Genomic DNA, 23,666 nt, shown 5'->3' with positions numbered 1-23,666 from the left:
GGCCTGTCTGCAGGCTTTCAAACAGCCGGATTACGGCGCGACGTTCGCGCAGACCATGCGCGTGTGGACCGCGGTGTGGGTGCCGATCGGAACGCCGGCGTAGGTCGTGACCTGCGAGACCCACTGGTTGACGCCGTTGGGGTAGGAGGCGAGCACCTGGACCTTCTTGCTGAAGGTGATTGTGCCGCCGCCCAGGATGCGCTTGCCGGCCGGGCAGGTGCTGACGAACGTCGCGCCGACCTGGCTGCCGAGCAGGACGTGGATGTCGTTGACGACCTGGTGGCCGGAGATGCCGGGCGCGCCCTGCGGGCCGGCCGGGCCCTGCGGTCCGGGGTCGCCCTTCAGCCCGGGCGTTCCGGGATCGCCCTTGTCGCCCTTCTCGCCCTTGTCACCCTTCGGGCCCTGCGGTCCGGCCGTTCCCGCCTGCAGGTTCTGCGTGCGCAGAGCAGCGCGGGTGGCGGGGCTGAGGTCCTGCAGCGACAGCGAGCGGTCCTTGATCTTCGCGCCGCTGACCGAGTTCGTCTTCAGCTGCGCGCCGTCGATCAGCGTGGCGGCGGTCGCGCTGCCGGTGCCGGCCAGGGCGAGGGCGGCGATCGAGATGGCGACGGCGGGGGAGGGACGGCGGCGCATGGTGCGCTCCTTCGGTTCGGGGGTCGAAGGCAGCCTCCCGCGGGCCGGACCGGCCGTCGTGCGCGGCGCTGACGCTAGGTCTGTCGCGTCCCCGACACAGAGGCGACCGCGACCTCGGCGCCCAGCCGGAACGGCGGAACCATGTCGATGCGATCGCCGCTCCAGAAGCGCCCCGGGTCGTACCAGGAGGCGGGCCGCTTGGCCGGGAGCAGGCCCATCGCCTGGTAGGTCGTGGCCACCAACTCGGCGCAGTAGATCGTCTCCAGCGCGGTCTCCTGGCGGCGGAAGCGGCCCAGCGCCCACTGCCGCGCCAGCCCCGGCGTGGTCGGGAACGGGCGCCCGTCGAAGCGCTCGATCACCTCCATCAGCCGGTCCTCCTGGTGGCGCTCCAGCTCGCCGCCCTGCAGCTGGCGCACCCACGCGCGCTGGTGGTAGCGCTCCTCCCAGGTGGTGACCGCGTCGCGCAGCAGGTGCAGCTGCACGCCACGCTGGCGCTTGCCCGTCCACACGTCGGGCAGCGAGCGGCCCAGCTCGGCATGCCACAGCAGCGGGGGCAGGTCGTCGATGGCCACCACCATGCCGACGTGGTTGACCGGGCTGTTGGTCAGCGTCTGGATCGCCCGGTCGGCGAAGCTGCGCCCGCGGAAGATCCACACGTCGCCGGTGGCGGCGTCGGCGATCGCCGCGTCGAGGCTGATCTCGCTCACGAGGCGTACCTTAGGACGCCATGCGCATCCCCTGGAAGTGGCTCGGGCTGGCCGGCCTGGCGGGCGTGGCCGCCACCGGCGTCGTGGTCGCGCGCAACCGCCGCCCGCAGGTCGAGGTCACGCCCGACGAGCTGCGCGACCGCCTGCACGAGCGCCTCGAGCAGGCGCGCTCAGCCGAGTCGGGCCAGTAGCCCGACGATCGTGTGGGCCAGCACCCCGTCCTCGTCGAGGTCGGGGTTGAAGCAGGTGATGTCGGCGCCGGCCAGCGGGGCGCCCTCGACCAGCGCCTCGATCAGCAGGCTCACGTCGCGGATCCCGGGACCGCCCGCCTCGGGGTAGCTGACCGCCGGCATCACCGCGCTGTCGAGCACGTCGACGTCGAGGTGCAGCCACAGGGGGCGCTCGCGCCCGATCGCGTCGCGCGCGGCGGCGGCGGTGGCGGTCGCCCCGTCGGTCAGCAGCGTCGTCGCGTCGAAGCGGTGGATGGCCCGGTCGGCCAGGTCGACCTCCTCGGGCTCGCCCCGGTAGCCGATCGCGGCGATCCGCTCGGGCGGGAGCAGCGGACGCGGCGAGCCGAGCGGCACCATGCCGGGTGGGCCGTGACCGGTGAGCACGGCCAGGTCCATGTCGGCCGCCTCGCCGGTCGGCGAGCTGATCCCGTCGTAGGTGTCGAGGTGCCCGTCGACGAAGGCCAGCGCCAGCTCGGGCAGGTGGCGCCGGGCGCCGGCGATGATCCCCGGCAGCAGCGCGCAGTCGCCGCCCACGACCAGCGGCCGCCGTCCGTCGGCCAGCGCGCTGCGCACCGCGTCACAGACCAGACCGGTCGCGCGCCGCAGCTCACCGACCCCGATCACGCCGGTGTCGGGATCGCGCTCGGTCGTGGAGATGTGCGTCTGGAGCCAGACGACGTCGGTGCTGCCGATGGCGAAGCGCAGCCCGGCGTCGAGCAGGGCCCGGGGCGCGCGCACCTCTCCCTCGTCGGCTCCGGCGGAGTCGAGCGGAGCGGCGATGATGCGCCAGCGCTCGGGCACGCAGGGATTCTCTACGAATCGGCCGGTCGACGCGCGTTACCCTCGTGCGATGAAGGTTCGGGGCGCCGTGCTGCGCCAGATGGGGCGGCCCGCGCCGTACGCCGAGTCGCGGCCCCTGGAGATCGTCGAGCTGGATCTGGCCCCGCCCGGGCCGGGCGAGCTGCTGATCCGCGTGGGCGCGGCCGGCCTGTGCCACAGCGACCTGTCGGTTATCAACGGCGCCCGCCCGCGCGTGATGCCGATGGTGCTCGGCCACGAGGCGGCGGGCGAGGTGGTCGAGGTGGGCGCGGGCGTGACCGCGTGGGCGCCCGGCGACCACGCGGTGCTGGCCTTCGTGCCCAGCTGCGGCGAGTGCGCGGCCTGCGAGAGCGGGCGCGCCGCGCTGTGTGAGCCGGGCGCCGCGGCCAACGGCGAGGGCACGCTGCTGGGGGGCGAGCGCCGCTGGAGCCATCCCGACCACGACGAGCTGCATCACCACCTCGGCGTCTCCGCCTTCGCCGACCACATCGTCGTCTCCGAGCGCTCCGCGGTGAAGGTCGACCCGGCGCTGCCCTTCGACGTCGCCGCCGTGTTCGGCTGCGCGGTGCTCACCGGCGCGGGCGCCGTCATGCACAACGCGCACGTGGAGGCGGGCGACAGCGTCGCCGTCTTCGGGCTGGGCGGCGTCGGCCTGGCCGCGGTGCTGGGCGCCGTCGCGGCGGGCGCGACCACGATCGTCGCCGTCGACGTGGTGCCCGACAAGCTGGAGCTCGCGCTCGAGCTGGGGGCCACGCACGCGGTGCACGGCGGCGACGGCGTGGTCGAGGCCGTGCGCGAGGCGACCGGCGGCGGGGCCGAGAAGGTGATCGAGACCGCCGGGCACGAGGTCGTGCTGGCCAACGCCTACGCGGCCACCCGGCGGGGCGGGATCACCGTCACGGTCGGCCTGCCCGATCCGTCGCGCATGCTCTCGATCCCGGCCGTCTCGCTGGTCGCCGAGGAGCGCACGCTGAAGGGCTCCTACCTGGGGTCCAGCGTCCCCGAGCGCGACATCCCGCGCTTCATCGCCCTGTACGAGGCGGGCCGCCTGCCCGTCGACCGGCTGCTCACCCATCGCCTCACGCTCGACGAGGTCAACGAGGGCTTCGACCGGCTGGCGCGCGGCGAGGCCGTGCGTCAGGCGATCATCTTTCCCTGATCGGGGCGCTACGCGGCCAGCGTGAACCGCCCGACGAGCGCCTCGAGCTGCTCGGCGGTGCGGGCCAGCTGCTGCGCCGACGCGGCGATCTCCTGCGTCGACGCGCTCGTCTCCTGCGTGGAGGCCGACACCTGCTCGGCCGATGCGGAGGACTGCTCGGCCACCGCGGCCACCTCGCCGGTCGCCGTGGCGATCTCCTCGATGCGCTCGGCCACCTCGCGCACCGAGACGGTGATGCGCTCGAAGGCGGCGCGGCTGGCGTCGACCGTCTCGGCGGTGTCGGCCGAGCGGCGGGCGCCCTCCTCGACGACCTCGACGGTCAGCGCGGTCTCGCCCTGGATCTGCTCGATCAGGTCCGAGATCGTGCCCGCGGCGGCCTGGGACTCCTCGGCCAGCTTGCGCACCTCTTCGGCGACGACCGCGAAGCCGCGGCCCTGCTCGCCGGCCCGGGCCGCCTCGATGGCCGCGTTCAGCGCCAGCAGGTTGGTCTGCGCCGCGATGCCGGTGATGGTGGAGACGATGCCGCCGATCTCGTCGGACTTGGCGGCCAGCGAGCGGATCGCGGCGCTGACCTGGGCCGACGAGTCGCGCACCTGGGTCATCGCGGCGCTGGCCTCGCCGGAGGCGGCCGCGCCCTCCTCGGCCTCCGAGCGCGCCTGCTCGGCCGCCGTCGAGGTGTCGGCCGCCGCGTTGCGCGCGTGCTCGACCATCCGCACCTGGCGCTCCGCGCCGGAGGCGACCTCGGTCACCGCGCCGGCGATCTCGCCGACCGCGCGCCCGGCCTCCTCCGAGGTCGTGGCCATCTGCGCTGAGGCCGCGCTGACCTCGCCGGCCGAGCTGGCCACCTCGCCGATCAGGCCGTTGAGGCCCTCGGTCATGCGGGTGAACGACGCGCCGAGGCGGTCGCGATCGCCGCGCACGGTCACCGCGGCGGTCAGGTCGCCGTCGGAGACGCGGTCGAAGGCCGTGGCCAGCTCGCGCAGCGAGGCGGTCATCTCGGCGAACGCGCCGGCCAGCTGGGCCAGCTCGTCGGTCCCGTCGGCGCTGATGTCCTGCGACACGTCGCCACCGGCGATCGCGGTCGCGGCGTCGCGCAGTCGGCGCAGCCGGCGCACGACGGCGCGGGCGAACAGGATCGAGATCAGCGCGGCCAGCAGGATCCCGGCGACGATCGCCACGATCCCGACCACGCGGGCCTCGTTGGCGGCAGCGGTGGCGTCGTGCTGGATCGCGCTGCGGCGCTCGGCCGTGTAGCCGGCGATCGACAGCTGGGCCTTCAACGGGATCCGCACGGCGGCGTCGGCGGCGGTCAGCGCCTTCAGCGCGGCGGCCTGGTCGCCGCGGGCCATGGCGGGGAAGAGGGTGTCGTTGACCGCCGCGTCGTGGCGGTGGTCGGCGGCGTTGGCGCCGTCGGCGATCTTGGCGATCGTCGGGTCGTCGAGCGCCTCGACCTGCTTGGCGCCGCGGTTGGCCAGCGCGACGCCGGCCTCCCACTCGGCCTTGTACCGGCGGTTCCCGGTGGCCACGTACAGCGCCTGCGCGGCCATCTGCTGCTGGGTGCCACGGATCTGGGTGGCGGCACCGGCGTCGGCGGCCTGCCAGCGCAGCGTCTGCTCCCAGGTCGACTGGGCGCGGCCGTTGAGCACGAGCACGAGGACGAGCGCGACCACGAAGATCGCGGCGACGCCGGCGAAGCCGAGGCCGAGCTTGCGGCCGAAGGTGAGGGAGGGGAGACGCATGGCTCCCCGGAAGTCGGCGCGTCAGCCCGAAGCTTGAGACAGCTGCAACGAACGCCGATCCGGTGCGTTGGTCGCCGCGAAGCCGGGCGGGGCGACGGCCAGGTACCGGTTGAAGAAGTAGTCCACCCACCAGCGCCGGTTGACGAAGCGCATGACCGGGTCGACCAGGCCGCGCTCGTTCAGCGGCCCGACGCAGTGCTGGAAGTTCAGCAGCCAGCGATACGCGCGCGCATGCGAGGCGCTGAAGGCGCCGTAGGAGCTCAGCGCGGCCGCCCGCGTCTGGCGTCCGTCGACGACCGCGCGGATCTCGCGGCCCGCGGCGATGCCGAAGTAGAAGGCGGTGCGGATCCCCTCGGCGGTCAGCGGCAGGCAGTGGCCGGCCGAGTCGCCCGTGAAGAAGACGTCCTCGCTGACCGCCGGGCGCAGCTGGTGAGGGATCCAGTTGCCCTGGTAGCCCAGCGGCGGCACGTCGAGCGCCTGGGCCAGCGCGACCGTCGGCTCCTTGACGTGGTCGTGCGGGTCGAACGAGCCGACGCCCACGCGCACCTCGGTGGACGCCGGGAAGCTCCAGCCGTACCCGGCCTTGATCACCTTCGGGTCGATCCACAGCTCGAGGTCGTCGCCGGTGCCGTCCGGGTGCACCTCCAGGCCGCGCGACAGGCGCGCCTCGGGCGGCTGGATGCGCATGTCGCGGCCCAGCACGCGGCGCCAGCCCAGCGCGTCGACGACCAGGGCCGAGCGCAGCTCGCCCCGGTCGGTCTGGACCGCGTGGACCGCGCCCCGGTCGATCGACTCGACCTTGGCCGTCTCGAAGGTGAACTCGCCCTGGTCGGCCAGCAGGCCGCACAGCTCGCGGTAGTCGAACGTGGAGAAGGTCCACGGGAGGCGGTAGCGGATCTCCCGGCGGGCCGTGTGCACGAGCAGATCGCCGAACGTCTGGCGGATCGACGACTGCAGCCCGAGGTTGTGCAGCCACTCGGTCGGCGCGGCGCAGGCCGACGTCTGGCGCTCGCCGATCTCGTAGCGGTCGACGACCAGCACGCGCGCGCCGCTGCCCGCCAGCTCACGGGCGACGGACAGGCCGGCGAAGCTGGCTCCGCAGATGACGACGTCGGCCTCGGTGTCGATCGGCGTACGCTCGGCGCCGCGCTTGGTGGCTCGGACGGGCATGGGGGTCGTGCAGCGTACCGCGCGCATCAGAGGGCGGGCCGGGGCCGCTTGCTCCGAAAAGCACGAGGGTGGCTACCATCTGTCGTTCATGGCCACCACTGTCCAGACCCCTACCAACGACCCCTCCGCGACCATCGTCGAGGGCTCCGACGGTCTCCTGCTCGAGATCGACGGACAGATCGTTCCCAACTACGACGCGACCTTCACGCACTTCGAAGAAGGTGACGTGGTCACGGGCCGCGTCGTGCGCATCGACAACGACGAGGTCCTCGTCGACGTCGGCTACAAGAGCGAGGGGGTCATCCCCTCCAACGAGCTTTCCATCCGCAAGTCCGTCGACCCGCACGAAGAGGTCGAGCTGGGCGAGGAGGTGGATGCCCTCGTCCTGACCAAGGAGGACCAGGACGGGCGTCTGATCGTCTCCAAGAAGCGGGCCCGTTTCGAGCGCGCCTGGCGCCGCATCGAGTCCGCCGCGGACTCGGGCGAGCCGGTCATCGGCACGGTCATCGAGGTCGTCAAGGGCGGCCTCATCATCGACCTCGGGGTCCGCGGCTTCCTGCCCGCCTCGCTGGTCGACATCCGTCGGGTGCCCAACCTCGACGAGTACATGAGCCAGCAGATCGAGTGCAAGGTCATCGAGCTCAACCGGTCGCGCAACAACGTCGTGCTGTCGCGCCGCGCCGTGCTCGAGGAGCAGCGCCGGGAGGACCGCGAGCGGATCCTCGAGCGCCTGCAGCCCGGCCTCATCGTCGAGGGCTCGATCAGCAACATCGTCGACTTCGGCGCGTTCGTCGATCTCGACGGGATCGACGGCCTGATCCACATCAGCGAGCTGTCCTGGTCGCACGTCAACCACCCGAGCGAGATCCTCGAGATCGGGCAGAACGTGCAGGTCAAGGTGCTCGACATCGACCGCGACCGCCAGCGCATCTCCCTGGGCCTCAAGCAGACCCAGGAGGACCCGTGGCAGCGCGTCGTCGACACCTACCACGTGGGTGACGAGCTCGAGGGCACGGTCACGAAGGTCGTCACGTTCGGCGCGTTCGTCGAGATCCTCGACGGCGTCGAGGGCCTCGTGCACATCTCCGAGCTGGCCGCGCACCACGTCGAGAACCCGCGCGAGATCGTCCAGCCGGGCGACGACGTGAAGGTCAAGATCCTGGAGATCGACTCCGAGCGCCGGCGCCTGTCGCTGTCGGTCAAGCGCGTCGAGGGCCAGATCCTGCCGATCCGCGAGCTGTCCGAGAGCGATCTCGCGCTCGACGAGGATCCGGCCGGTGGCGAGGCGGGCGACCTGGACGACGTGCCCTCCCTGGGCCTGTCCGAGGACGTCTTCGCCGAGGCGCCGCCGCTGGAGGCCGAGGCGGACGTGGCGATCGAGGAGCCCGAAGCGGCCGCCGAGGTCGTCGAGACCGAGGTCGAGGAGCCAGAAGCGGCGGTCGAGGCCGAGGTCGAGGTCGCCGAGGAGCCCGCGGCTGAGGTCGAGGCCGAGCCGGTGGCTGAGGAGCCGCCCGCCGAAGAGGCCCTGGCCGACGACGCCGCGACGGAGCCCGACGCCGAAGAGAAGTAGATGGCCGGCCCCGGGAAGGTCCCGTTCGTCGGTCTGACGGGCGGGCTCGGGGCGGGCAAGTCGACCGCGCTGGCCGCTCTGGAGCGGCTCGGCGCGGCCACGATCTCCACCGACGCCGTCGTGCACGAGCTGTACGCGTCGGATGAGGTGATCGACGCGGTGGTGGGGCGCTGGGGCGACGCGGTCGCCCCAGACGGCGTCGTCGATCGCCGTGCCGTGGCCGCCCACGCGTTCGCCGATCCCGACGAGCGCGCCTGGCTGGAGCAGCTGCTCTGGCCGCTGGTCGGCCGTCGCGTGTGGGAGTGGCGGGAGGCCGTCGCCGCGCAGGACCCGCCGCCGCGGGCCGGCGTGGTCGAGACGCCCCTGCTGTTCGAGGCGGGCATGGCCGAGGCCTACGACGCGACGATCGCGGTGACGGCACCGGAGGACGTGCGCGCCGCCCGCGCCGCGGCGCGCGGCCACCACGCCGTCGACGAGCGCACCGCGCGTCAGCTCTCCCAGGAGGAGAAAGCGCAACGTGCGACGTTTTCCGTGGTTAATGCAGGCACGATCGAAGAGCTCGAGCAGGAGTTGTCGGGCATCCTTGAGAAGCTGAACCAGACGTGAGCACGCACGCCGCCCAACGCCGCCGGTCCGTATCGCGTACGCGTACGCGCCGCCGGGTGCTGCTCGGGCTCGTGCTGGCGGCCATCGCGGTGGTCGTCGGCGTCTCGCTCATGCCCAGCGCCAAGGACGCCGTGCAGGAGCTGACGCTGCCGCTGCGCCACGAGGACATCGTCGTCCAGCAGGCCAAGGACAAGAACGTCCCGGCCGACCTGATCGCCGGCGTGATCTACGCGGAGTCGCGCTTCTCCGACCAGACGTCGCACGCCGGCGCGCGCGGGCTGATGCAGATCACCCCTGACACGGCGCAGGCGATCGCCACCCGCACCGGCGGGGTCAACTTCCGCCAGGAGGACCTGGCCGATCCGCAGATCAACATCTCCTACGGCACCTGGTACCTGCGCAACCTGCTCGATCGCTACGGCGAGAACGTGGTGCTGGCGCTGGCCGCCTACAACGCCGGCCAGGGCAACGTCGACAAGTGGATCGCCGAGGCCGAGGCCAAGGGCGAGCCGCTGTCCATCGAGACGATCCCGTTCTCCGAGACGCGCGCCTACGTGCGCACGGTGCTCGAGGCGCGCGGGGACTACCGCGCCAAGTACCACGACGAGCTCGGCCTGTAGCGCCGAGGGAAGCGCCACGCTTCCCCCCGCGGCTCCGATAGGTTGCCCGCTCGTGTTGAGGAGGTCCATCGCCGCCGCCATCCTCGCCCTGTGTCTGGTGCCCAGCTGCGCGCTCGGCGCGCGCGACGTGCCGCAGGGCTTCTTCGGCGTGGTCGCCGACCGCGCCGCGACCGACGGCACGGTCCCTATGGCGCCCCAGATGCGCGAGATGCGCCGCGCCGGCGCCGAGACCGTCGGCCTGAGCTTCGCCTGGGTCGACGCGCAGCCCTACCAGACGATGGACGCGGTGCCGGCGGCCGAGCGCCAGCGCTTCGTGCCCGTCGGGCCCGCGCAGGTGCCGACCGACTGGAGCACGCTCGACCGCCGCGTGGCCGCGGCGGCGCGCGCGGGGCTGACCGTGCACCCGGTGGTCATCGCGGCGCCGATCTGGGCCCGGCTGAACCCGTTCCTGGAGTTCTCGCCGCCGGCCGACCCGCTGCAGTACGCCGCCTTCGCCGCCGCGCTGGTCCAGCGCTACGGGCCGTCGGGCGACTTCTGGGCCGCCCACCGCGACATCGTCGCGCGGCCCATCCGCGACTGGCAGGTCTGGAACGAGCCCGTCGGCGGCGACGGCGACATCACGCCAAGCGTGTTCTGGGCCGACGACAGCGAGCCGTTCCAGCGCCGGTTCATCGCATTGACGCGCGCCGCCGCGGGAGCGATCAAGGCGGTCGATCCGGGCGCCACGGTCGTGCTGGGCGCGCTGGTGGGCAAGAGCTGGGAGACGCTGCAGCGGATCTACGACGCCGGCGGCGCGGGCGCCTTCGACGCGGTCGCCCTGCACCCGTACACGGTCAACCCGCCGGACGTGCTGCAGGTCTTGCGCAACGTCCGTGACGTGATGCGCAAGAACGGCGACGGGCGCAAGCCGATCCAGATCACCGAGATCACCTGGCCGGCGTTCGACATCGCCGAGGTGCGCAGCATCGGGTTCGCCCGCACCGCGACGAACCAGGCGTGGTGGCTGCGCGGCGCGTTCAAGGGCATCCTGGCCCAGCGCCGGGCGCTCGGGATCTCGCTGGTCATGTGGTACACGTGGATCGGCACCGACAGCTCGACCAGCGACGTGTTCGACCACGCCGGGCTGACGACCCTGACCAACGGCCGCGTGCAGCCCAAACCGGCGCTGGTCGACTACCGCCGGATCGCCCGCAAGGCCGAGGGCCTGTAGGCGGTCGGCGCTGCCGCAGCGGTGGGTACCTTGTGTTGGTGCCGCCGTTCAAGCTCGATACCGCGTTCACCCCGACCGCCGATCAGCCCAAGGCCATCACGTCGCTGGCTGAGGGCATCGAGGCCGGTGAGCGCGCGATGACCCTGCTGGGCGCGACCGGCACCGGCAAGACGATGACGATGGCCGCGACGATCGAGGCCGTCCAGAAGCCGGCGCTGGTGCTCGTGCACAACAAGACGCTGGCCGCCCAGCTGTGCAACGAGTTCCGCACGTACTTCCCGGAGAACGCGGTCGAGTACTTCGTCTCCTACTACGACTACTACCAGCCCGAGGCCTACGTGGCCTCGCGCGACCTGTACATCGAGAAGGACAGCTCGATCAACAGCGAGATCGACCGCCTGCGCCACGCGGCCACCAGCGCGCTGTTCGGCCGCCGCGACGTGCTGATCGTGGCCAGCGTGTCGGCCATCTTCGGCCTCGGCTCGCCCGAGACCTACGAGCTGAACACGATCACGCTGGTGCGGGGCGACGAGTTCAACCGCGACGAGCTGCTGCGCAAGCTGGTCTCGATCCAGTACACGCGCAACGACACCGCGCTCAGCCGCGGCACGTTCCGCGTGCGCGGCGAGACGCTCGAGGTGTTCCCCGCCTACGAGGAGCAGGCCTACCGCGTCGCCTTCTTCGGCGACGAGGTCGAGCGCATCCAGCGCTTCGATCCGCTGACCGGCGAGCTGCTGCTGGACGACATGGAGCACCTCGGCATCTGGCCCGCGACGCACTACAACACGCGCGAGGGGACCATGGAGCGCATGGTCGCCGGCATCGGCCAGGAGCTCAACGACCGCACCGCCGAGCTCGAGGCCGAGGGCAAGCTGCTGGAGTCCCACCGCCTGCGCCAGCGCACCCAGTACGACATGGAGATGCTGCGCGAGATCGGCTTCTGCAACGGCATCGAGAACTACTCGCGCTACACCGACGGGCGCCAGCCGGGTGAGCGGCCGTACTGCCTGCTGGACTACTTCCCCAAGGACTTCGTCGTGTTCCTGGACGAGTCCCACCAGACCGTGCCCCAGATCGGCGGCATGTTCGAGGGCGACCGCTCGCGCAAGCAGACGCTGGTCGACTACGGCTTCCGGCTGCCCAGCGCGCTGGACAACCGGCCCCAGAAGTTCGAGGAGTTCCTGTCGATCACGCCGCAGATGGTGTTCGTGTCGGCCACGCCCGGCCAGTACGAGCGCACCCACAGCGAGCGCATCGTCGAGCAGATCGTCCGCCCGACGGGCATCATCGACCCGCACGTCGACGTGCGCGAGACGCGCAACCAGATCGACGACCTGATGAACGAGATCCGCGCGCGGGTCGACAAGGAGGAGCGCACGCTGGTCACCACGCTCACGAAGAAGATGAGCGAGGACCTGACCGACTACCTGCTCGAGATGGGCTTCCGCGTGCGCTACCTGCACTCGGAGATCGACACGCTGGAGCGCATCCAGATCATCCGCGACCTGCGCCTGGGCGAGTACGACGTGCTCGTCGGCGTCAACCTGCTGCGCGAGGGCCTGGATCTGCCCGAGGTGTCGCTGGTGGCCATCCTGGACGCCGACAAGGAGGGCTTCCTGCGCGGGGAGACCTCGCTCATCCAGACGATCGGCCGGGCGGCCCGCAACCAGGACGGCGTCGTGATCATGTACGCCGACAAGCAGACGGCGGCGATGGAGGCCGCGCTGTCGGAGACCGACCGCCGCCGGGCGATCCAGATGGCCTACAACGAGGAGCACGGCATCACGCCGTCGACGATCGTCAAGGGCATCTCCGACATCGCCGAGTTCCTCCAGGGCGAGTCCAAGGTGCCGTCCAACCGGCGCGGCAAGCGCCGGCGCAAGCAGACCGAGGGGCCGATGACCGCCTCCGAGCTCGAGAAGACGATCGTCGAGCTCGAGGAGGAGATGCTCGCGGCGGCCGACGAGCTGCGCTTCGAGTACGCGGCGCGCCTGCGCGACGAGCTGCGCGAGCTGCGCCGCGACCTCGACAACCTGAACGCGGCGGCCGGAACCTCGTAGGTGCGTGTCCTCGTCGTCGGGGCGGGGATCGGCGGGTTGACGCTCGCCGCGCTGCTGCGGCGCGCGGGCGTCGATGTCGAGGTGGTCGAGCGGGCGCCCGCGCTGCGACCGGACGGGTTCGGGCTGCTGCTCTACCCGTTCGGCAGCGCGGTGCTGCACGGGCTGGGCTGCTTCGAGGACCTCCGCGCCCAGGGGACCACGCTGACGACGATGTCCCTGCGCGACCATCACGGCCGGACGATCGAGGACTACGACCTGGCCGCGCTGACCGCCGCGGCGGGGCCGCTGATCTGCGTGCGCCGCCCGACGTTGAGCGCGCTGCTGGAGCGGTCGCTGGGCGCCGTGGCGCTGCGCCTGGGCGCCACGGTCGCGGCCCTGGAGGACCGGCCCGACGGGGTCGACGTGTGCTTCTCCGATGGGGGTGACGAGCGCTACGACGCGGTCGTGGTCAGCGACGGCATGCGCTCGCCGACGCGGCGGCTGGTCTTCGGCGCGGACGACGCGGCGGACCGGTCGGCCGGCCACGAGATGTTCGTGTGGTGGGGCCCGCCGGAGCTGTGCCCCGGTCCGCGGGTGGTCGAGTGGTGGGCCGCCGGCTGCGTGGTCGCGGTGTTCCCGGTCCCCGGCGCGACCCAGTGCTCGGTCCTGGTGCCCGCCGACGGCGGGGCCGGTGACGCGCGGGCGCGGGTGCGGCGAGCGCTGGCCGGCGTCGGCGGGGCCACGCTGGACGACGTGCGCGCGTCGCTGGAGGCGGCGGGCGCGCTGTACCCGTGGGCCCTGGCCGACGTGTCCGCCGGCCGCTGGACCGACGACGGCCGCGTGGCGCTGCTGGGCGACGCCGCGGTCGGGTCGCTTCCCACGGCGGGCATCGGCGCGTCGGCGGCGATGGGCGCCGCGGCGGTCCTGGCCGACGAGCTGGCGCGCGTGGACGCGGCCCACGTGCCGGCCGCGCTGGACGCCTACGTGCGCCGCGCGCGGCGCACGGCCGAGCTCTACCAGCGCGAGTCGCGCCGCTTCGGGCGGGCGATGATGGTCGACTCGCGCCTGGGCGTCGCGCTGCGCGACGGCGTGCTGCGGCATGTCGGCGCCAGCCACCTGCTCGGGCGGCTGGTCGCCTCCATGCGTGAGCCCTAGGGCACTAGCCGCCCGACTTGACCTTCGCGGCGAGCGCCTCGCCGATGTCGTGGACGACGTCGCGGACGCCCTCGTCGCGCAGCAGGTCGCGGTACTGGGCCAGCGCGGACGGGCCCTGGTCGGCCACGGCCGTCGCGGCCTGGCGCAGCGAGTCGGCCTGCGCCTGGGTGATCTTCCCGTCGGCCAGCGCCTTGGCGATGATCGGCTCGGCCACCGCGGGCACCTGCTTGAGCACGTCGGCCGAGATGCGGCCCGGGCCGCCGAAGTGGCCGCGGCCGTGGTCGGAGCGCCGGCCGCCGAACCCGGGCCCACCGGCGCGGCCGGGACCGCCGGGGCCACGGTGGCCCGGCCCGCCGAACGGGACGCCGCGCGTGGCGGCCTCCTGGATGCGCGCCTTCACCGCGTCGGCCTCGGCCTGCGTGAGCTTGCCGTCGGCGACGGCCTGGTCGAGGATCGGTGCGGCGATGCTGACCGCCTGCGCGGCCACCGCCTTGAAGGCGTCCTGGGCCACCGCGCGGACCTGCTCGTCGCGCAGCAGCGCCAGCGCGTCGGCCGACGGGCGCCGGCCGGCCTGCAGGTCGCCGAGCGCCTGGCGCGCGGTCGCGGCCTGGGCCGCGGTCAGCTTGCCGTCGGCCACGGCCTGGTCGAGGACCGGGCCGACGATCGCCGGTGCCCGGTCCAGGACCGCGGTGCGCAGCTGCTCGAGCACCGCGCGGGTGTCGGCGTCGAAGAAGCCTCGGCCGGGGCCAGGCCCGCCATGGTGGCCGGGACCGGGGCCGTAGCCCGTGCGGGTGTTCGGCTGCGGGTCGTGGCCCGTGGACGAGCCGTTGGTGGCGGCGTAGGCGGCGGCGCCGCCCGCGGCCACCGCGACGGTCACGCCGACGGCGACGATCGCCTTCCTCCTGAGATCCATGCCGGATGTCTTACCCGGTTCTTCGTCAGCTCCAGATAAGGCCACGCCGGTACGCTGGCCGCGGCGTGGACGAGTTGCTGGACTGGTACGGGCGCGTCGCGCGCGATCTGCCCTGGCGGCACACGACGGATCCCTACGCGATCCTCGTCTCCGAGGTGATGCTCCAGCAGACCCAGGTGGCGCGCGTCGTCGAGCGCTACGAGGCCTGGCTGGCCCGCTGGCCGACCGTCGAGGCGCTGGCCCGCGCGTCGCTGGCCGAGGTGCTGACCGCGTGGGTCGGGCTGGGCTACAACCGGCGGGCCAAGGCGCTGTGGGAGGCGGCCCGCGTCGTGGCCGACGGCGGGTGGCCGGACGACCTGACCCGGCTGCCCGGCGTCGGGCCCTACACGGCGGCGGCGGTCGGGTCGTTCGCGTTCGGGCGCACCGAGCTGGCGATCGACACCAACGCGCGACGGGTCTACGCGCGCTGGGGGTTTCAGCCCACGCGCGGGTCGGCCGCGGTCAACCAGGCGGTGATGGAGCTGGGTGCGACGGTCTGCCGCGCCCACGTCGCGCGGTGCGAGGTCTGTCCGATCTCGAACTGCGCGTCGCGCGGCCTGGAGGTCGTGCGACCGGTCCGGCAGCCGCGCGAGCGCTTCGAGGACACCGACCGATACGCCCGCGGACGGGTGCTCGCGGCGCTGGCCGGACGCGAGAAATGGCCGGAACTGGCGCCGGAACGCTTGGAGCGGGCACTGGACGGATTGGCCGCCGACGGGCTGATCGAGCGTGAGGGTGATCACACGTCCCTGCCTGGGAGGTAGTTGCGCGTGCACCTTTCGCTCCCGCTTATGTTGACTTCAGATTAAGCGGGTACTCCAGACCGACACATGTTTTTCCATGGCCTGAGCGCCGTGGACGTGTCGTCTTGTGCCGCACTGGCGGCTGTGCAGGGACTGACCGTCGCCCTCCCTCGGGTCGGTGACGGACGCCCTCGCCTGCGCTGGTTGTGGATCGTGCCGCCCGTCCTCTTCGTCGCTTCCGTACTCCTCCTCGCCGCCAACCCGTCGTCGGCCTCCTGGGTCACCGCCGGCGCCATCGTCGCGGTCCCCGCCCTCGCCCTCCTGGCCGCCGTGCGCCTGTCGCGCGGCAGCCGGCCGGCCTGGGCGCTCGTCATCCCCGTCCTGCTGCTCGCCGCCCTCGCCGGGCCGCAGCACCTCAGCGGCCAGATCGGCATCACGCTGCTGTGTGCGCTGAGCGCCGTCGCACTGGGCGCGGCGCTGGTGCAGCTGGGCGGCGTGCGGGGCGTCGCGCTGGGCCTGATCGCCCTGACGCTGGCCGACATCGTGCTCGTCTCCGACGGCAGCGTCGGCGCGGCCGCCGATGCGCTGTCGAACACGCACATCGGGCACCTGCCCGAGCTGTCGCACGTCGCGCTGGGCACGTTCACGCTGGGCTACGGCGACCTGTTCGTCTCCGGCGTGGCGGGCGCGATCGCCGCCCGGCGGCCCGGCGGCCAGCTGCGCGTGGCCGGCCTGACCATGGCCTTCATGCTGCTGGAGAGCGCGTTCCTGGCCGGTCGCGGGCCCTACCCGGCCACGGTGCCGGTGGTCGCGGCGCTGCTGGTCGACGAGGCCGCCGTGTGGGCGCGCGTGGCCTGGCTGCGGCTGCGCGCCGCGGGGGTCGAGGGCGTCGCCGCCCCGGTGGTGGCGCTGGCCACGGCCGACGAGGAGCCCGAGCCCGCCCAGAGCTGCATCGCGGCGTAGGCGCGGTACGGGCGCCAGCGCTCCGAGGCGCCCTGGTCGAGCCGGCGCAGGATCAGGTCGCTGCCCGGATAGGCGTCGCGGTCGCCCAGCGCGCGCATCGCGACGTACTCGACGGTCCACGGGCCGACCCCGGGCAGCGCCAGCAGCGCCTGGCGGGTCGCGGCGGGATCCAGCGGCGGATCGAGCCGCAGGCCGGCGCCGACCGCGGCGGCCAGCGCCCGCAGCGCGCGGGCCCGCGTGGGCGGCATGAACGCCGGCGGCGGGGCGGCAGCGAGCTGCGCGGCGGTCGGGAACCCGCCGTGGAGCGCGGCGATCCGGCCGGCCAGGGTGGAGGCGGCGGCCACGCTTACCTGCTGGCCGAGGATCGCCCGCACGGCCAGCTCGAAGCCATCCACGCAACCGGGGACGCGCAGGCCGGGGATCCGCGCGTCGGGGCCGAGCCGGGCGTCGATCTCCGCGATCGGCGCGTCGAGATCCAGCAGGCGGGCGGCCACCGCCGCGTCGCCGGTGACCACCTGGGCGTGACGGCGCTCCAAGCGGATCTCCAGGCCCGGCCGGGCGTAGCCGTCGCGGCCCACCTGCTCGACGCCCGGGAGCGCCCGCGCGGCCAGGAACGCCAGCCAGGATTCGGCGGCGAACGGCTGGGGGAGGGCGAGCCGGGTCATGGCCCGACAACGTTACGTGTCGCCGTCGGGGTGATCGCGTAGGCTGCGCACCCTGCCGTCGATCTGCTCTATCCGGAGGACCTGAAGGTGCCCCTCGACCGCCAAGCCATCGAGAAGCGCGACTTCCCCATCGGACGCCGCGGATACGACCCCGCCGCGGTCGATGCCCACCTCGGCCGCCTGGCCGACGAGATGGAGGCGCTGACCCGTCAGGTCAAGCGCCGCTCGGGTGACTCGCTCGCCCAGGCCGCCTCCGAGCAGGTGCGGGCGATCGTCGAAGCGGCCGAGTCCAGCGCCGCCGACATCGAGCGCGACGCCGAGGACGAGGCCGCCCAGATCCGCGGCGACGCCACGCGCGACGCGGAGCGCACGCGGGCCGATGCGATCGAGCGCGCCCAGGGCCACGTCGGTCGCGTGTCGGGCGCCACGAGCGAGATGCTCGAGCGCGTCGAGGCGATGCAGGGCGAGCTGGGCTCGCTGCTGGAGACGCTGCGCACCGGCGCCAACCGCGTCAACGCGGACCTGTCGCTGCTGGAGTCCAACATGGGCGACCTGCTGACCGCGGCGCAGGGCGAGCGGGGCGACGAGCTGCCCACCACGCCCGAGACCGAGTCGTTCGCCGACGCGGCCGCCGAGGACGGGCCGCTGGGCCACGCCGCGCCGGCGCCCGTCGACGTGCCCGTGCCCCCGGCCGAGCCGGTCGTCGATCCGGTGGCCATCGAGGAGCCGATCCCCGCGCCGTCGCGCGCCGGGTTCGAGCCGCTGCAGGCGCCGCCGGCCGCGTCGGTCGGCGTGCGGGGCGGGTCCGACGGCGGCGACGTCGAGGGGGCCCGGCTGATCGCGCTGAACATGGCCCTGAACGGTCAGGATCGGGCGGAGACCGATCGCTACCTGGCCGAGAACTTCGACCTGGCCGATCGCGCGCAGCTGCTCGACGAGGTCTACTCGTCGATCGAGACCGGCTGATAGCAGGGCCTTTTGCTGGGCTGACGGACCTGCTCACCCGAACGTCCGTTCGCCCACCTATTATGGATACGTGGCCCGCGCTTCCAACCAGATCGTCGTCTCCGGCGCCCGTGAGCACAACCTCAAGGACGTCACCGTCAGCCTCCCGCGCGATGCGCTGGTGGTCATCACCGGACTGTCGGGCTCGGGCAAGTCGTCGCTCGCCTTCGACACCATCTACGCCGAGGGGCAGCGCCGCTACGTCGAGTCGCTGAGCGCCTACGCGCGCCAGTTCCTCGGGCAGATGGACAAGCCCGACGTGGACTCGATCGAAGGGCTGTCGCCGGCCATCTCGATCGACCAGAAGACGACCTCGCGCAACCCGCGTTCGACGGTCGGCACGGTCACCGAGATCTACGACTACCTGCGCCTGCTGTGGGCGCGCATCGGCCAGCCGCACTGCCACATCTGCGGCAAGCCGATCGCCGGGCAGTCGGCCGAGCAGATCATCGACCAGGTCATGGAGCTCCCCGAGGGGACGCGGTTCATGGTCATGGCGCCGATCGTGCGCGGCCGCAAGGGCGAGTACGGCAAGCAGTTGGAGGAGCTGCGCTCCGAGGGCTTCGCGCGGGCCAAGGTGGACGGCGAGCTGCGGTCGCTCGAAGAGGGCATCGTGCTGGACAAGAAGTTCAAGCACGACATCTCGATCGTCGTCGACCGCCTGGTCATGCGCGGGGAGGTGCGCAAGCGCCTGGCCGACTCGATCGAGACCGCGGTCGCGCTGGCCGACGGGATGGTCGAGGTCGAGACCGTGCCCCGCGATGGCGAGGACGAGCCGACCACGCTGCTGTTCAGCGAGAAGTTCGCCTGTCCCGACCACGGGCCGTCGATCCCCGAGCTGGAGCCGCGGATCTTCTCGTTCAACGCGCCCCACGGCGCCTGCGAGCGCTGCACCGGGCTGGGCTCGCAGATGGAGATCGACCCCGAGCTGGTCGTGCCCGATCCGGCGCTGACCATCGGCGAGGGCGCGCTGCTGCCCTGGGCCAACAGCGCCAGCAACTACTACGAGCAGATCACGCAGGCGATCGCCGAGTCCTACGGCATCGACCTCGAATGCCCGTGGGAGAACCTGCCGGCCGAGCACCAGGAGCTGTACCTGTACGGCACCGGTGAGGACCGCATCGAGGTCTCCTACCGCAACCGCTACGGGCGCCGACGCTCCTACGCGACGCAGTTCGAGGGGATCATCACCAACCTCGAGCGCCGCTACCGCGAGACGGACTCGGAGTACTCGCGCGAGAAGATCGAGGAGTTCATGTCGGTGCGGCCCTGCCCGGTGTGCAAGGGTGCGCGCCTGCGGCCCGAGTCGCGGGCGGTGCTGATCGCCGAGACGCCGATCCACGAGTTCTGCGAGCTGAGCGCCCGGTCGGCGCTGCGCTGGCTGGAGGAGCTGGAGCTGTCCGAGCACGACCAGGCGGTCGCGCGGCTGATCCTGCGCGAGATCGACGAGCGGCTGCGCTTCCTGGACAACGTCGGGGTGGGCTACCTGTCGATGTCGCGGGCGGCGGCGACGCTGTCGGGCGGCGAGGCGCAGCGGATCCGGCTGGCCACCCAGATCGGGTCGTCGCTGGTCGGCGTGCTCTACATCCTGGACGAGCCGTCGATCGGCCTGCACCAGCGCGACAACGAGAAGCTCGTGGCCACGCTCGAGCGCCTGCGCGACCTGGGCAACACGGTGATCGTCGTCGAGCACGACGAGCAGACGATGCGGGCCGCCGACTACCTGATCGACATGGGGCCGGGCGCCGGCGAGTACGGCGGGCACGTCGTGGCCGAGGGCACGGCCGAGCAGGTGGCGCTGGTCAAGGACTCGGCCACCGGCCAGTTCCTGGCCGGCACGCGCGTCATCGAGGTGCCCACGAAGCGACGCACGCCGACCGGCTACCTCGAGGTGCTCGGGGCGTCGCAGCACAACCTCAAGAAGGTCGACGTGAAGGTGCCGCTGGGCACGCTGACAACCGTGACCGGCGTGTCGGGCTCGGGCAAGTCGACGCTGGTCAACGAGGTGCTCTACAAGGCGGTGGCCAACAAGCTGTCCAAGGCCCGCCAGCGCGCCGGTGCCCACCGGGGCGTGCGCGGCATCGACCAGCTCGACAAGGTCATCCAGATCGACCAGTCGCCGATCGGCCGCACGCCGCGGTCCAACCCGGCGACCTACACCGGCCTGTTCGACGTGATCCGCGACCTGTTCTCCAAGACGCAGGAGGCCCGGGCGCGCGGCTACAAGCCAGGGCGCTTCTCCTTCAACGTCAAGGGCGGGCGCTGCGAGGTCTGTCGCGGCGACGGCCAGATCAAGATCGAGATGCACTTCCTGCCCGACGTCTACGTGCCCTGCGAGCAGTGCCACGGCAAGCGCTACAACCGCGAGACGCTGGACATCCGCTTCAAGGGCAAGACGATCGCCGACGTGCTCGACATGCCCTGCGACGAGGCGGTCGAGTTCTTCGCCCACATCCCGAAGATCCGCCGCCGGCTGGAGACGCTCAACGACGTCGGCCTGGGCTACATCCGCCTGGGACAGCCGGCCACGACGCTGTCGGGCGGTGAGGCCCAGCGCGTCAAGCTGGCCACCGAGCTGTCGAAGATCGCCACCGGCGCGACGCTGTACATCCTCGACGAGCCGACCACCGGTCTGCACTTCGCCGACGTGCAGCGCCTGCTCGAGGTGCTGCACCGCCTCGTCGACCAGGGCAACAGCGTCGTGGTCATCGAGCACAACCTCGACGTGATCAAGACCGCCGATCGCCTGATCGACATGGGCCCCGAGGGCGGCGAGGAGGGCGGTCAGCTGATGGCCACCGGCACGCCCGAGCAGGTGGCCGCCGTCGAGGGCTCCCACACGGGCCGCTTCCTGCGCGAGCTGGTCAAGCCCGCGGCCGCCAAGGGCTCGCGCGCCGCGAGCAACGGGAACGGGAAGCGCACGCCCGCCAAGGCTGCGGCGTAGGGGACTCCCAAAGGGGTCCCGGCGCGTCTCAGCGCCGGGACCGCCGTGGAGGGTGACCCCATCCAGCGTTCCATCACCGAAAAGCAACCGGGGTCGAAATGGGACCCTATTTCGCAGAACGGACGTCAACAACGACGGCGCCCCGAAACCCCCCGATCGGGGGACTCAGCCGGCCGGCTGATCGTCCTCGGCGGCGCTGAGAAGCGGGGGAAGCTCGCTGCGGTCGGCGATGTCGAGCTTGCGGTAGGCGTTGCTCAGGTGGTACTCGACCGTCTTGCGGGCGACGTACAGCTCGGACGCGATGCCCGGGTTGTCCAGGCCGCCCGCGGCCAGCCGCACGACGCGCAGCTCCGTCGGCGTCAGCGACGCCACCCCGTGGCGCTCGCGCCGGCGCGGTCGCGCGCCTGATGCCCGCAGCTCCTCGTCCGCGCGGTCGCGCAGCGCCACCAGCCCCAGCCGCTGCGCGGCGTCCAGCGCGGCGGCCAGCGGCTCGCGCGCGTCGGCCCGCCGGCCCGCCCGGCGCAGCGCCGCCCCGAGCTCCACCTGCGCGGCGACGCGGTCCAGCACGCACTCGCTGGTCTGCAGGAGCGCGACGGCCTCGGCCAGCGCCTCCAGCCCCCGGGTGCGGCCCTGCGCGAGCCCGAGGCTGACCAGCGCGTAGGCGATCGGCTCCGGTGCACCCCAGGCGCGCGCGAGCGCGAGCTCCTCCTCGGCCAGCGGAACCGCCTCGCCGGCGCGGCCGAGCGCGACCAGGGCGCGGGCCGCCCCCGACCGCCACGCGGCCAGGATCGTCGGGTTGCTGTCTCCGGTGGCGCGCAGCAGCTCGCCGGCGGCGACGTGATCGTCGAGCGCGCCGGCGGGGTCGCCGGCCGCGCGGCGGATCTCCCCGCGCGTGTTGAAGAAGACGGGCCAGATCGCCTCGGCGTTGCGCGCCTCCTCCTTGCGGCGCTCGATCAGCCCCAGCGCCCGCTGGGGCTCGCCGAGCTCGACCGCGGCCAGCGCGAGGGTCCGGTCGATGGCCGGCGCCCAGATGCCGGTTCCGCCGGGCAGGGCGGCGTCGGCGATCTGGCACTCCGCACACGCCTCGGCGACCCGACCGAGGCGCAGCAGCGGCGCGGAGCGCAGGTAGCGGCCCAGCGCCACGCCGAAGACGGACCCACGCCGCTCGGCGTCGGCGATCCCCGTGTCGATCAGCGCCAGGCTCTCCTGCAGCGCCCCGACGAAGTAGTAGGCGCCCGTGACCAGGCTCACGCTCGGCCCTTCGATGCCGCCGTCCTGCAGGATCGCGTCGCCGTCCCGGGCCCAGCGGGCCAGCTGCACGACTCGCTCGCTGCTCAGCTGCCCGGTCCGGCCGCCGACCAGCGCGGCCTGCGCGCGCAGCGCCCGCTCCGATCGCGTCAGCGGACCGGGCACGTCCACGATCAGCGCGTCGAGCTCCACCAGCCCCATGTCGGCCAGGCCGAACGCGATCGCGCCCGCCCGGGCCGCGACCAGGTCGCGGTGCAGCAGCGCGTCGCGCTCCGCGTCGACCACCGCCAGCCCCGAGTCGAACGCCGCCTGGGCGGCCGCCGGCTTGCCGTCGAGCATGGCCTGGTGTCCGCGTTCGGACCACGTGCGGGCCAGCAGCGCCCGGTCGTCGGTGGCGGCGATCGCCTGCGCCCACACCGCGTCCGCGCTGCGGTCCCCGGCCGCCCCGAGCGCCTGGGCCAGTTCGCTCAGCAGCCCCGTCCGCGCCTCCCGCGGGGGTGGCTCGTCCAGCGCCCGGCGCAGCAGCGGCACCGCGCCCGCCGGGTCGCCGGCCGCCCGCCGGGCCCGCGCCGCGGCCCGCAGCGCGCCCACCACCCAGGCGTCGCCGCACGGGAGCGCCCGCGCCGCGTGCGCGCCCACGACGGCCGCCGGGCGGCCCGCGGCCTCACGGGCCACCGCCACCGCCCGCTCACGCCGCGCCCGCAGCCCGTCGGGTAGACCGTCGAGCAGTGCCTGCGCCGCCGCCGGCCAGGCCAGTCGCGGCGCGCCGGTCACCAGCCCCAACGCGGTGAGGGCGTCGACGGCGCCGGCCGACGCGTCGTGGCCGATCGCGGCCGCGGCCGCGGCCTCGCCCCACGTGGCCGGCTCGGTGTCGTCCTGGCCCAGGACCGCCAGCACCTCCGCCAACGCGGCGGCGTCGGCGCCCGCGTCCAGCAGCGCCCCGCGCAGCAGCCGACCGAGTCGCTCGGCCGCCGTCGAGGCGTCCGGTGCCAGCTGCGCGATCAGGCCCGGCCGCCCGCCCGCCAGCGCGGCCACGGCCGAGCCGTCGGCCGCGCCCAGTCGCGCGGCCAGCGCCGCGCCGGCCTGCGGCGCCAGCGGCTCCAGCGTGACCACGGCGAGCGCGAGCGCCTCGGCTCGGGCCAGCTCCGGGTCGAGCGCCGCCGCCCCGGGTCGCACCACCGACAGCAGCGCCACCGGGCGCTCCGCGGTCACGGCCGCGAGGGCCGCGAGCCGCCGCGGATCCTCGCCCGGGTCGAGCACCAGCAGCGGCCCGGTGCCAACATCGCCCACGTCGGACCAGCGGCTGGCCAGGCCCTCGGCCTCGGCCCGTCGCTGCGCCTCGCGCAGCACCGCGCCGGCGCCCATCCACGGCGGAGCCGCGAGCAGAACCGTGCCTCCGGCGCCCGCGCGCAGGCGGCGCAGGAGGGCGTCGATGGCGGTCAAGGCCTGGCTGCGGCCGGCCAGGCGGTCGCTCACGGACCAGAACCTAGTT

General features: G+C 73.4%; 19 protein-coding genes. 11 read left to right on the top strand and 8 right to left on the bottom strand.

Annotated elements, in window-relative coordinates; all coding sequences use genetic code 11:
- Positions 1-30 precede the first annotated feature (30 nt).
- Both ACZ5UI_RS11775 and ACZ5UI_RS11770 read right to left on the bottom strand, forming a co-directional pair.
- The gene (locus tag ACZ5UI_RS11775) at positions 31-630 is read right to left on the bottom strand and encodes a collagen-like triple helix repeat-containing protein (protein WP_464197376.1); all 600 of its coding nucleotides are present in this window, start codon (positions 628-630) and stop codon (positions 31-33) included.
- Between the two features lie 74 nt (positions 631-704).
- Positions 705-1,337, bottom strand: a complete 633-nt coding sequence (locus ACZ5UI_RS11770) for a C40 family peptidase (protein WP_464197375.1) — start codon at positions 1,335-1,337, stop codon at positions 705-707.
- A 20-nt stretch (positions 1,338-1,357) separates the two neighbouring features.
- Here ACZ5UI_RS11770 and ACZ5UI_RS11765 point away from each other — a divergent pair, with 20 nt between their 5' ends.
- Positions 1,358-1,528, top strand: a complete 171-nt coding sequence (locus tag ACZ5UI_RS11765) for a hypothetical protein (protein ID WP_464197374.1) — start codon at positions 1,358-1,360, stop codon at positions 1,526-1,528.
- Here the strand turns inward: ACZ5UI_RS11765 and ACZ5UI_RS11760 are convergent.
- Positions 1,508-2,368 carry an arginase family protein gene (locus ACZ5UI_RS11760; RefSeq protein ID WP_464197373.1) on the bottom strand — a complete coding sequence of 287 codons (861 nt, stop codon included), beginning with the start codon at positions 2,366-2,368 and terminating at the stop codon, positions 1,508-1,510. The genes ACZ5UI_RS11765 and ACZ5UI_RS11760 overlap by 21 nt on opposite strands.
- Positions 2,369-2,417: 49 nt before the next feature.
- On the opposite strand from ACZ5UI_RS11760, the gene ACZ5UI_RS11755 reads away from it, so the two are divergent.
- The gene (locus ACZ5UI_RS11755; protein WP_464197372.1) at positions 2,418-3,545 is read left to right on the top strand and encodes a zinc-dependent alcohol dehydrogenase family protein; all 1,128 of its coding nucleotides are present in this window, start codon (positions 2,418-2,420) and stop codon (positions 3,543-3,545) included.
- 8 nt (positions 3,546-3,553) lie between these two features.
- Here the strand turns inward: ACZ5UI_RS11755 and ACZ5UI_RS11750 are convergent, their stop codons facing one another.
- Both ACZ5UI_RS11750 and ACZ5UI_RS11745 read right to left on the bottom strand, forming a co-directional pair.
- Complete coding sequence (locus ACZ5UI_RS11750; RefSeq protein ID WP_464197371.1) at positions 3,554-5,284, bottom strand: methyl-accepting chemotaxis protein; 1,731 nt, start codon at positions 5,282-5,284, stop codon at positions 3,554-3,556.
- A gap of 21 nt (positions 5,285-5,305) precedes the next feature.
- Complete coding sequence (locus ACZ5UI_RS11745) at positions 5,306-6,454, bottom strand: FAD-dependent oxidoreductase (protein WP_464197370.1); 1,149 nt, start codon at positions 6,452-6,454, stop codon at positions 5,306-5,308.
- 88 nt (positions 6,455-6,542) lie between these two features.
- Here ACZ5UI_RS11745 and rpsA point away from each other — a divergent pair, with 88 nt between their 5' ends.
- Genes rpsA through ACZ5UI_RS11715 form a run of 6 tightly spaced genes read left to right on the top strand, consistent with a single transcriptional unit; the run spans position 6,543 to position 13,654 of the window.
- Positions 6,543-8,024 (top strand): 30S ribosomal protein S1, encoded by a 1,482-nt coding sequence (rpsA, locus tag ACZ5UI_RS11740; RefSeq protein ID WP_464197369.1) that lies wholly within the window; start codon positions 6,543-6,545, stop codon positions 8,022-8,024.
- Positions 8,025-8,630, top strand: a complete 606-nt coding sequence (gene coaE, locus ACZ5UI_RS11735; RefSeq protein ID WP_464197368.1) for a dephospho-CoA kinase — start codon at positions 8,025-8,027, stop codon at positions 8,628-8,630.
- A 56-nt stretch (positions 8,631-8,686) separates the two neighbouring features.
- On the top strand, positions 8,687-9,250 hold the full coding sequence (locus ACZ5UI_RS11730; RefSeq protein ID WP_464197367.1) for a lytic transglycosylase domain-containing protein: 564 nt from the start codon (positions 8,687-8,689) through the stop codon (positions 9,248-9,250).
- Between the two features lie 52 nt (positions 9,251-9,302).
- Positions 9,303-10,460, top strand: a complete 1,158-nt coding sequence (locus tag ACZ5UI_RS11725; protein WP_464197366.1) for a hypothetical protein — start codon at positions 9,303-9,305, stop codon at positions 10,458-10,460.
- Between the two features lie 38 nt (positions 10,461-10,498).
- Complete coding sequence (uvrB, locus tag ACZ5UI_RS11720; protein WP_464197365.1) at positions 10,499-12,520, top strand: excinuclease ABC subunit UvrB; 2,022 nt, start codon at positions 10,499-10,501, stop codon at positions 12,518-12,520.
- Complete coding sequence (locus tag ACZ5UI_RS11715; RefSeq protein ID WP_464197364.1) at positions 12,521-13,654, top strand: FAD-dependent oxidoreductase; 1,134 nt, start codon at positions 12,521-12,523, stop codon at positions 13,652-13,654.
- A gap of 4 nt (positions 13,655-13,658) precedes the next feature.
- Here ACZ5UI_RS11715 and ACZ5UI_RS11710 read toward each other — a convergent pair whose 3' ends face one another.
- Positions 13,659-14,567, bottom strand: coding sequence for a hypothetical protein (locus tag ACZ5UI_RS11710; protein WP_464197363.1), 909 nt, complete (start codon positions 14,565-14,567; stop codon positions 13,659-13,661).
- 65 nt (positions 14,568-14,632) lie between these two features.
- On the opposite strand from ACZ5UI_RS11710, the gene ACZ5UI_RS11705 reads away from it, so the two are divergent.
- Positions 14,633-15,370, top strand: coding sequence for an HhH-GPD family protein (locus ACZ5UI_RS11705; RefSeq protein ID WP_464197362.1), 738 nt, complete (start codon positions 14,633-14,635; stop codon positions 15,368-15,370).
- A 764-nt stretch (positions 15,371-16,134) separates the two neighbouring features.
- Here the strand turns inward: ACZ5UI_RS11705 and ACZ5UI_RS11700 are convergent.
- Positions 16,135-16,977 carry a DNA-3-methyladenine glycosylase family protein gene (locus ACZ5UI_RS11700; RefSeq protein WP_464197361.1) on the bottom strand — a complete coding sequence of 281 codons (843 nt, stop codon included), beginning with the start codon at positions 16,975-16,977 and terminating at the stop codon, positions 16,135-16,137.
- 87 nt (positions 16,978-17,064) lie between these two features.
- Here ACZ5UI_RS11700 and ACZ5UI_RS11695 point away from each other — a divergent pair, with 87 nt between their 5' ends.
- Positions 17,065-17,943, top strand: a complete 879-nt coding sequence (locus ACZ5UI_RS11695) for a DivIVA domain-containing protein (protein WP_464197360.1) — start codon at positions 17,065-17,067, stop codon at positions 17,941-17,943.
- A 70-nt stretch (positions 17,944-18,013) separates the two neighbouring features.
- Positions 18,014-20,926, top strand: coding sequence for an excinuclease ABC subunit UvrA (uvrA, locus tag ACZ5UI_RS11690; protein WP_464197359.1), 2,913 nt, complete (start codon positions 18,014-18,016; stop codon positions 20,924-20,926).
- Positions 20,927-21,091: 165 nt separating this feature from the next.
- Here uvrA and ACZ5UI_RS11685 read toward each other — a convergent pair whose 3' ends face one another.
- Positions 21,092-23,650, bottom strand: a complete 2,559-nt coding sequence (locus tag ACZ5UI_RS11685) for a helix-turn-helix transcriptional regulator (RefSeq protein WP_464197358.1) — start codon at positions 23,648-23,650, stop codon at positions 21,092-21,094.
- Positions 23,651-23,666 lie beyond the last annotated feature (16 nt).

The sequence above is a fragment of the Conexibacter sp. JCM 18997 genome (assembly GCF_055391915.1).
Note: the sequence above shows the minus strand (reverse complement) of the source record. Positions and strands in the feature narration are given on the sequence as shown.

Coding starts and splice junctions, on each gene's coding strand:
- ACZ5UI_RS11775 (WP_464197376.1), bottom strand. CDS start 630: ATGCGCCGCCGTCCCTCCCCCGCCGTCGCCATCTCGATCGCCGCCCTC.
- ACZ5UI_RS11765 (WP_464197374.1), top strand. CDS start 1,358: ATGCGCATCCCCTGGAAGTGGCTCGGGCTGGCCGGCCTGGCGGGCGTG.
- ACZ5UI_RS11755 (WP_464197372.1), top strand. CDS start 2,418: ATGAAGGTTCGGGGCGCCGTGCTGCGCCAGATGGGGCGGCCCGCGCCG.
- ACZ5UI_RS11750 (WP_464197371.1), bottom strand. CDS start 5,284: ATGCGTCTCCCCTCCCTCACCTTCGGCCGCAAGCTCGGCCTCGGCTTC.
- ACZ5UI_RS11745 (WP_464197370.1), bottom strand. CDS start 6,454: ATGCCCGTCCGAGCCACCAAGCGCGGCGCCGAGCGTACGCCGATCGAC.
- rpsA (WP_464197369.1), top strand. CDS start 6,543: ATGGCCACCACTGTCCAGACCCCTACCAACGACCCCTCCGCGACCATC.
- coaE (WP_464197368.1), top strand. CDS start 8,025: ATGGCCGGCCCCGGGAAGGTCCCGTTCGTCGGTCTGACGGGCGGGCTC.
- ACZ5UI_RS11710 (WP_464197363.1), bottom strand. CDS start 14,567: ATGGATCTCAGGAGGAAGGCGATCGTCGCCGTCGGCGTGACCGTCGCG.
- ACZ5UI_RS11700 (WP_464197361.1), bottom strand. CDS start 16,977: ATGACCCGGCTCGCCCTCCCCCAGCCGTTCGCCGCCGAATCCTGGCTG.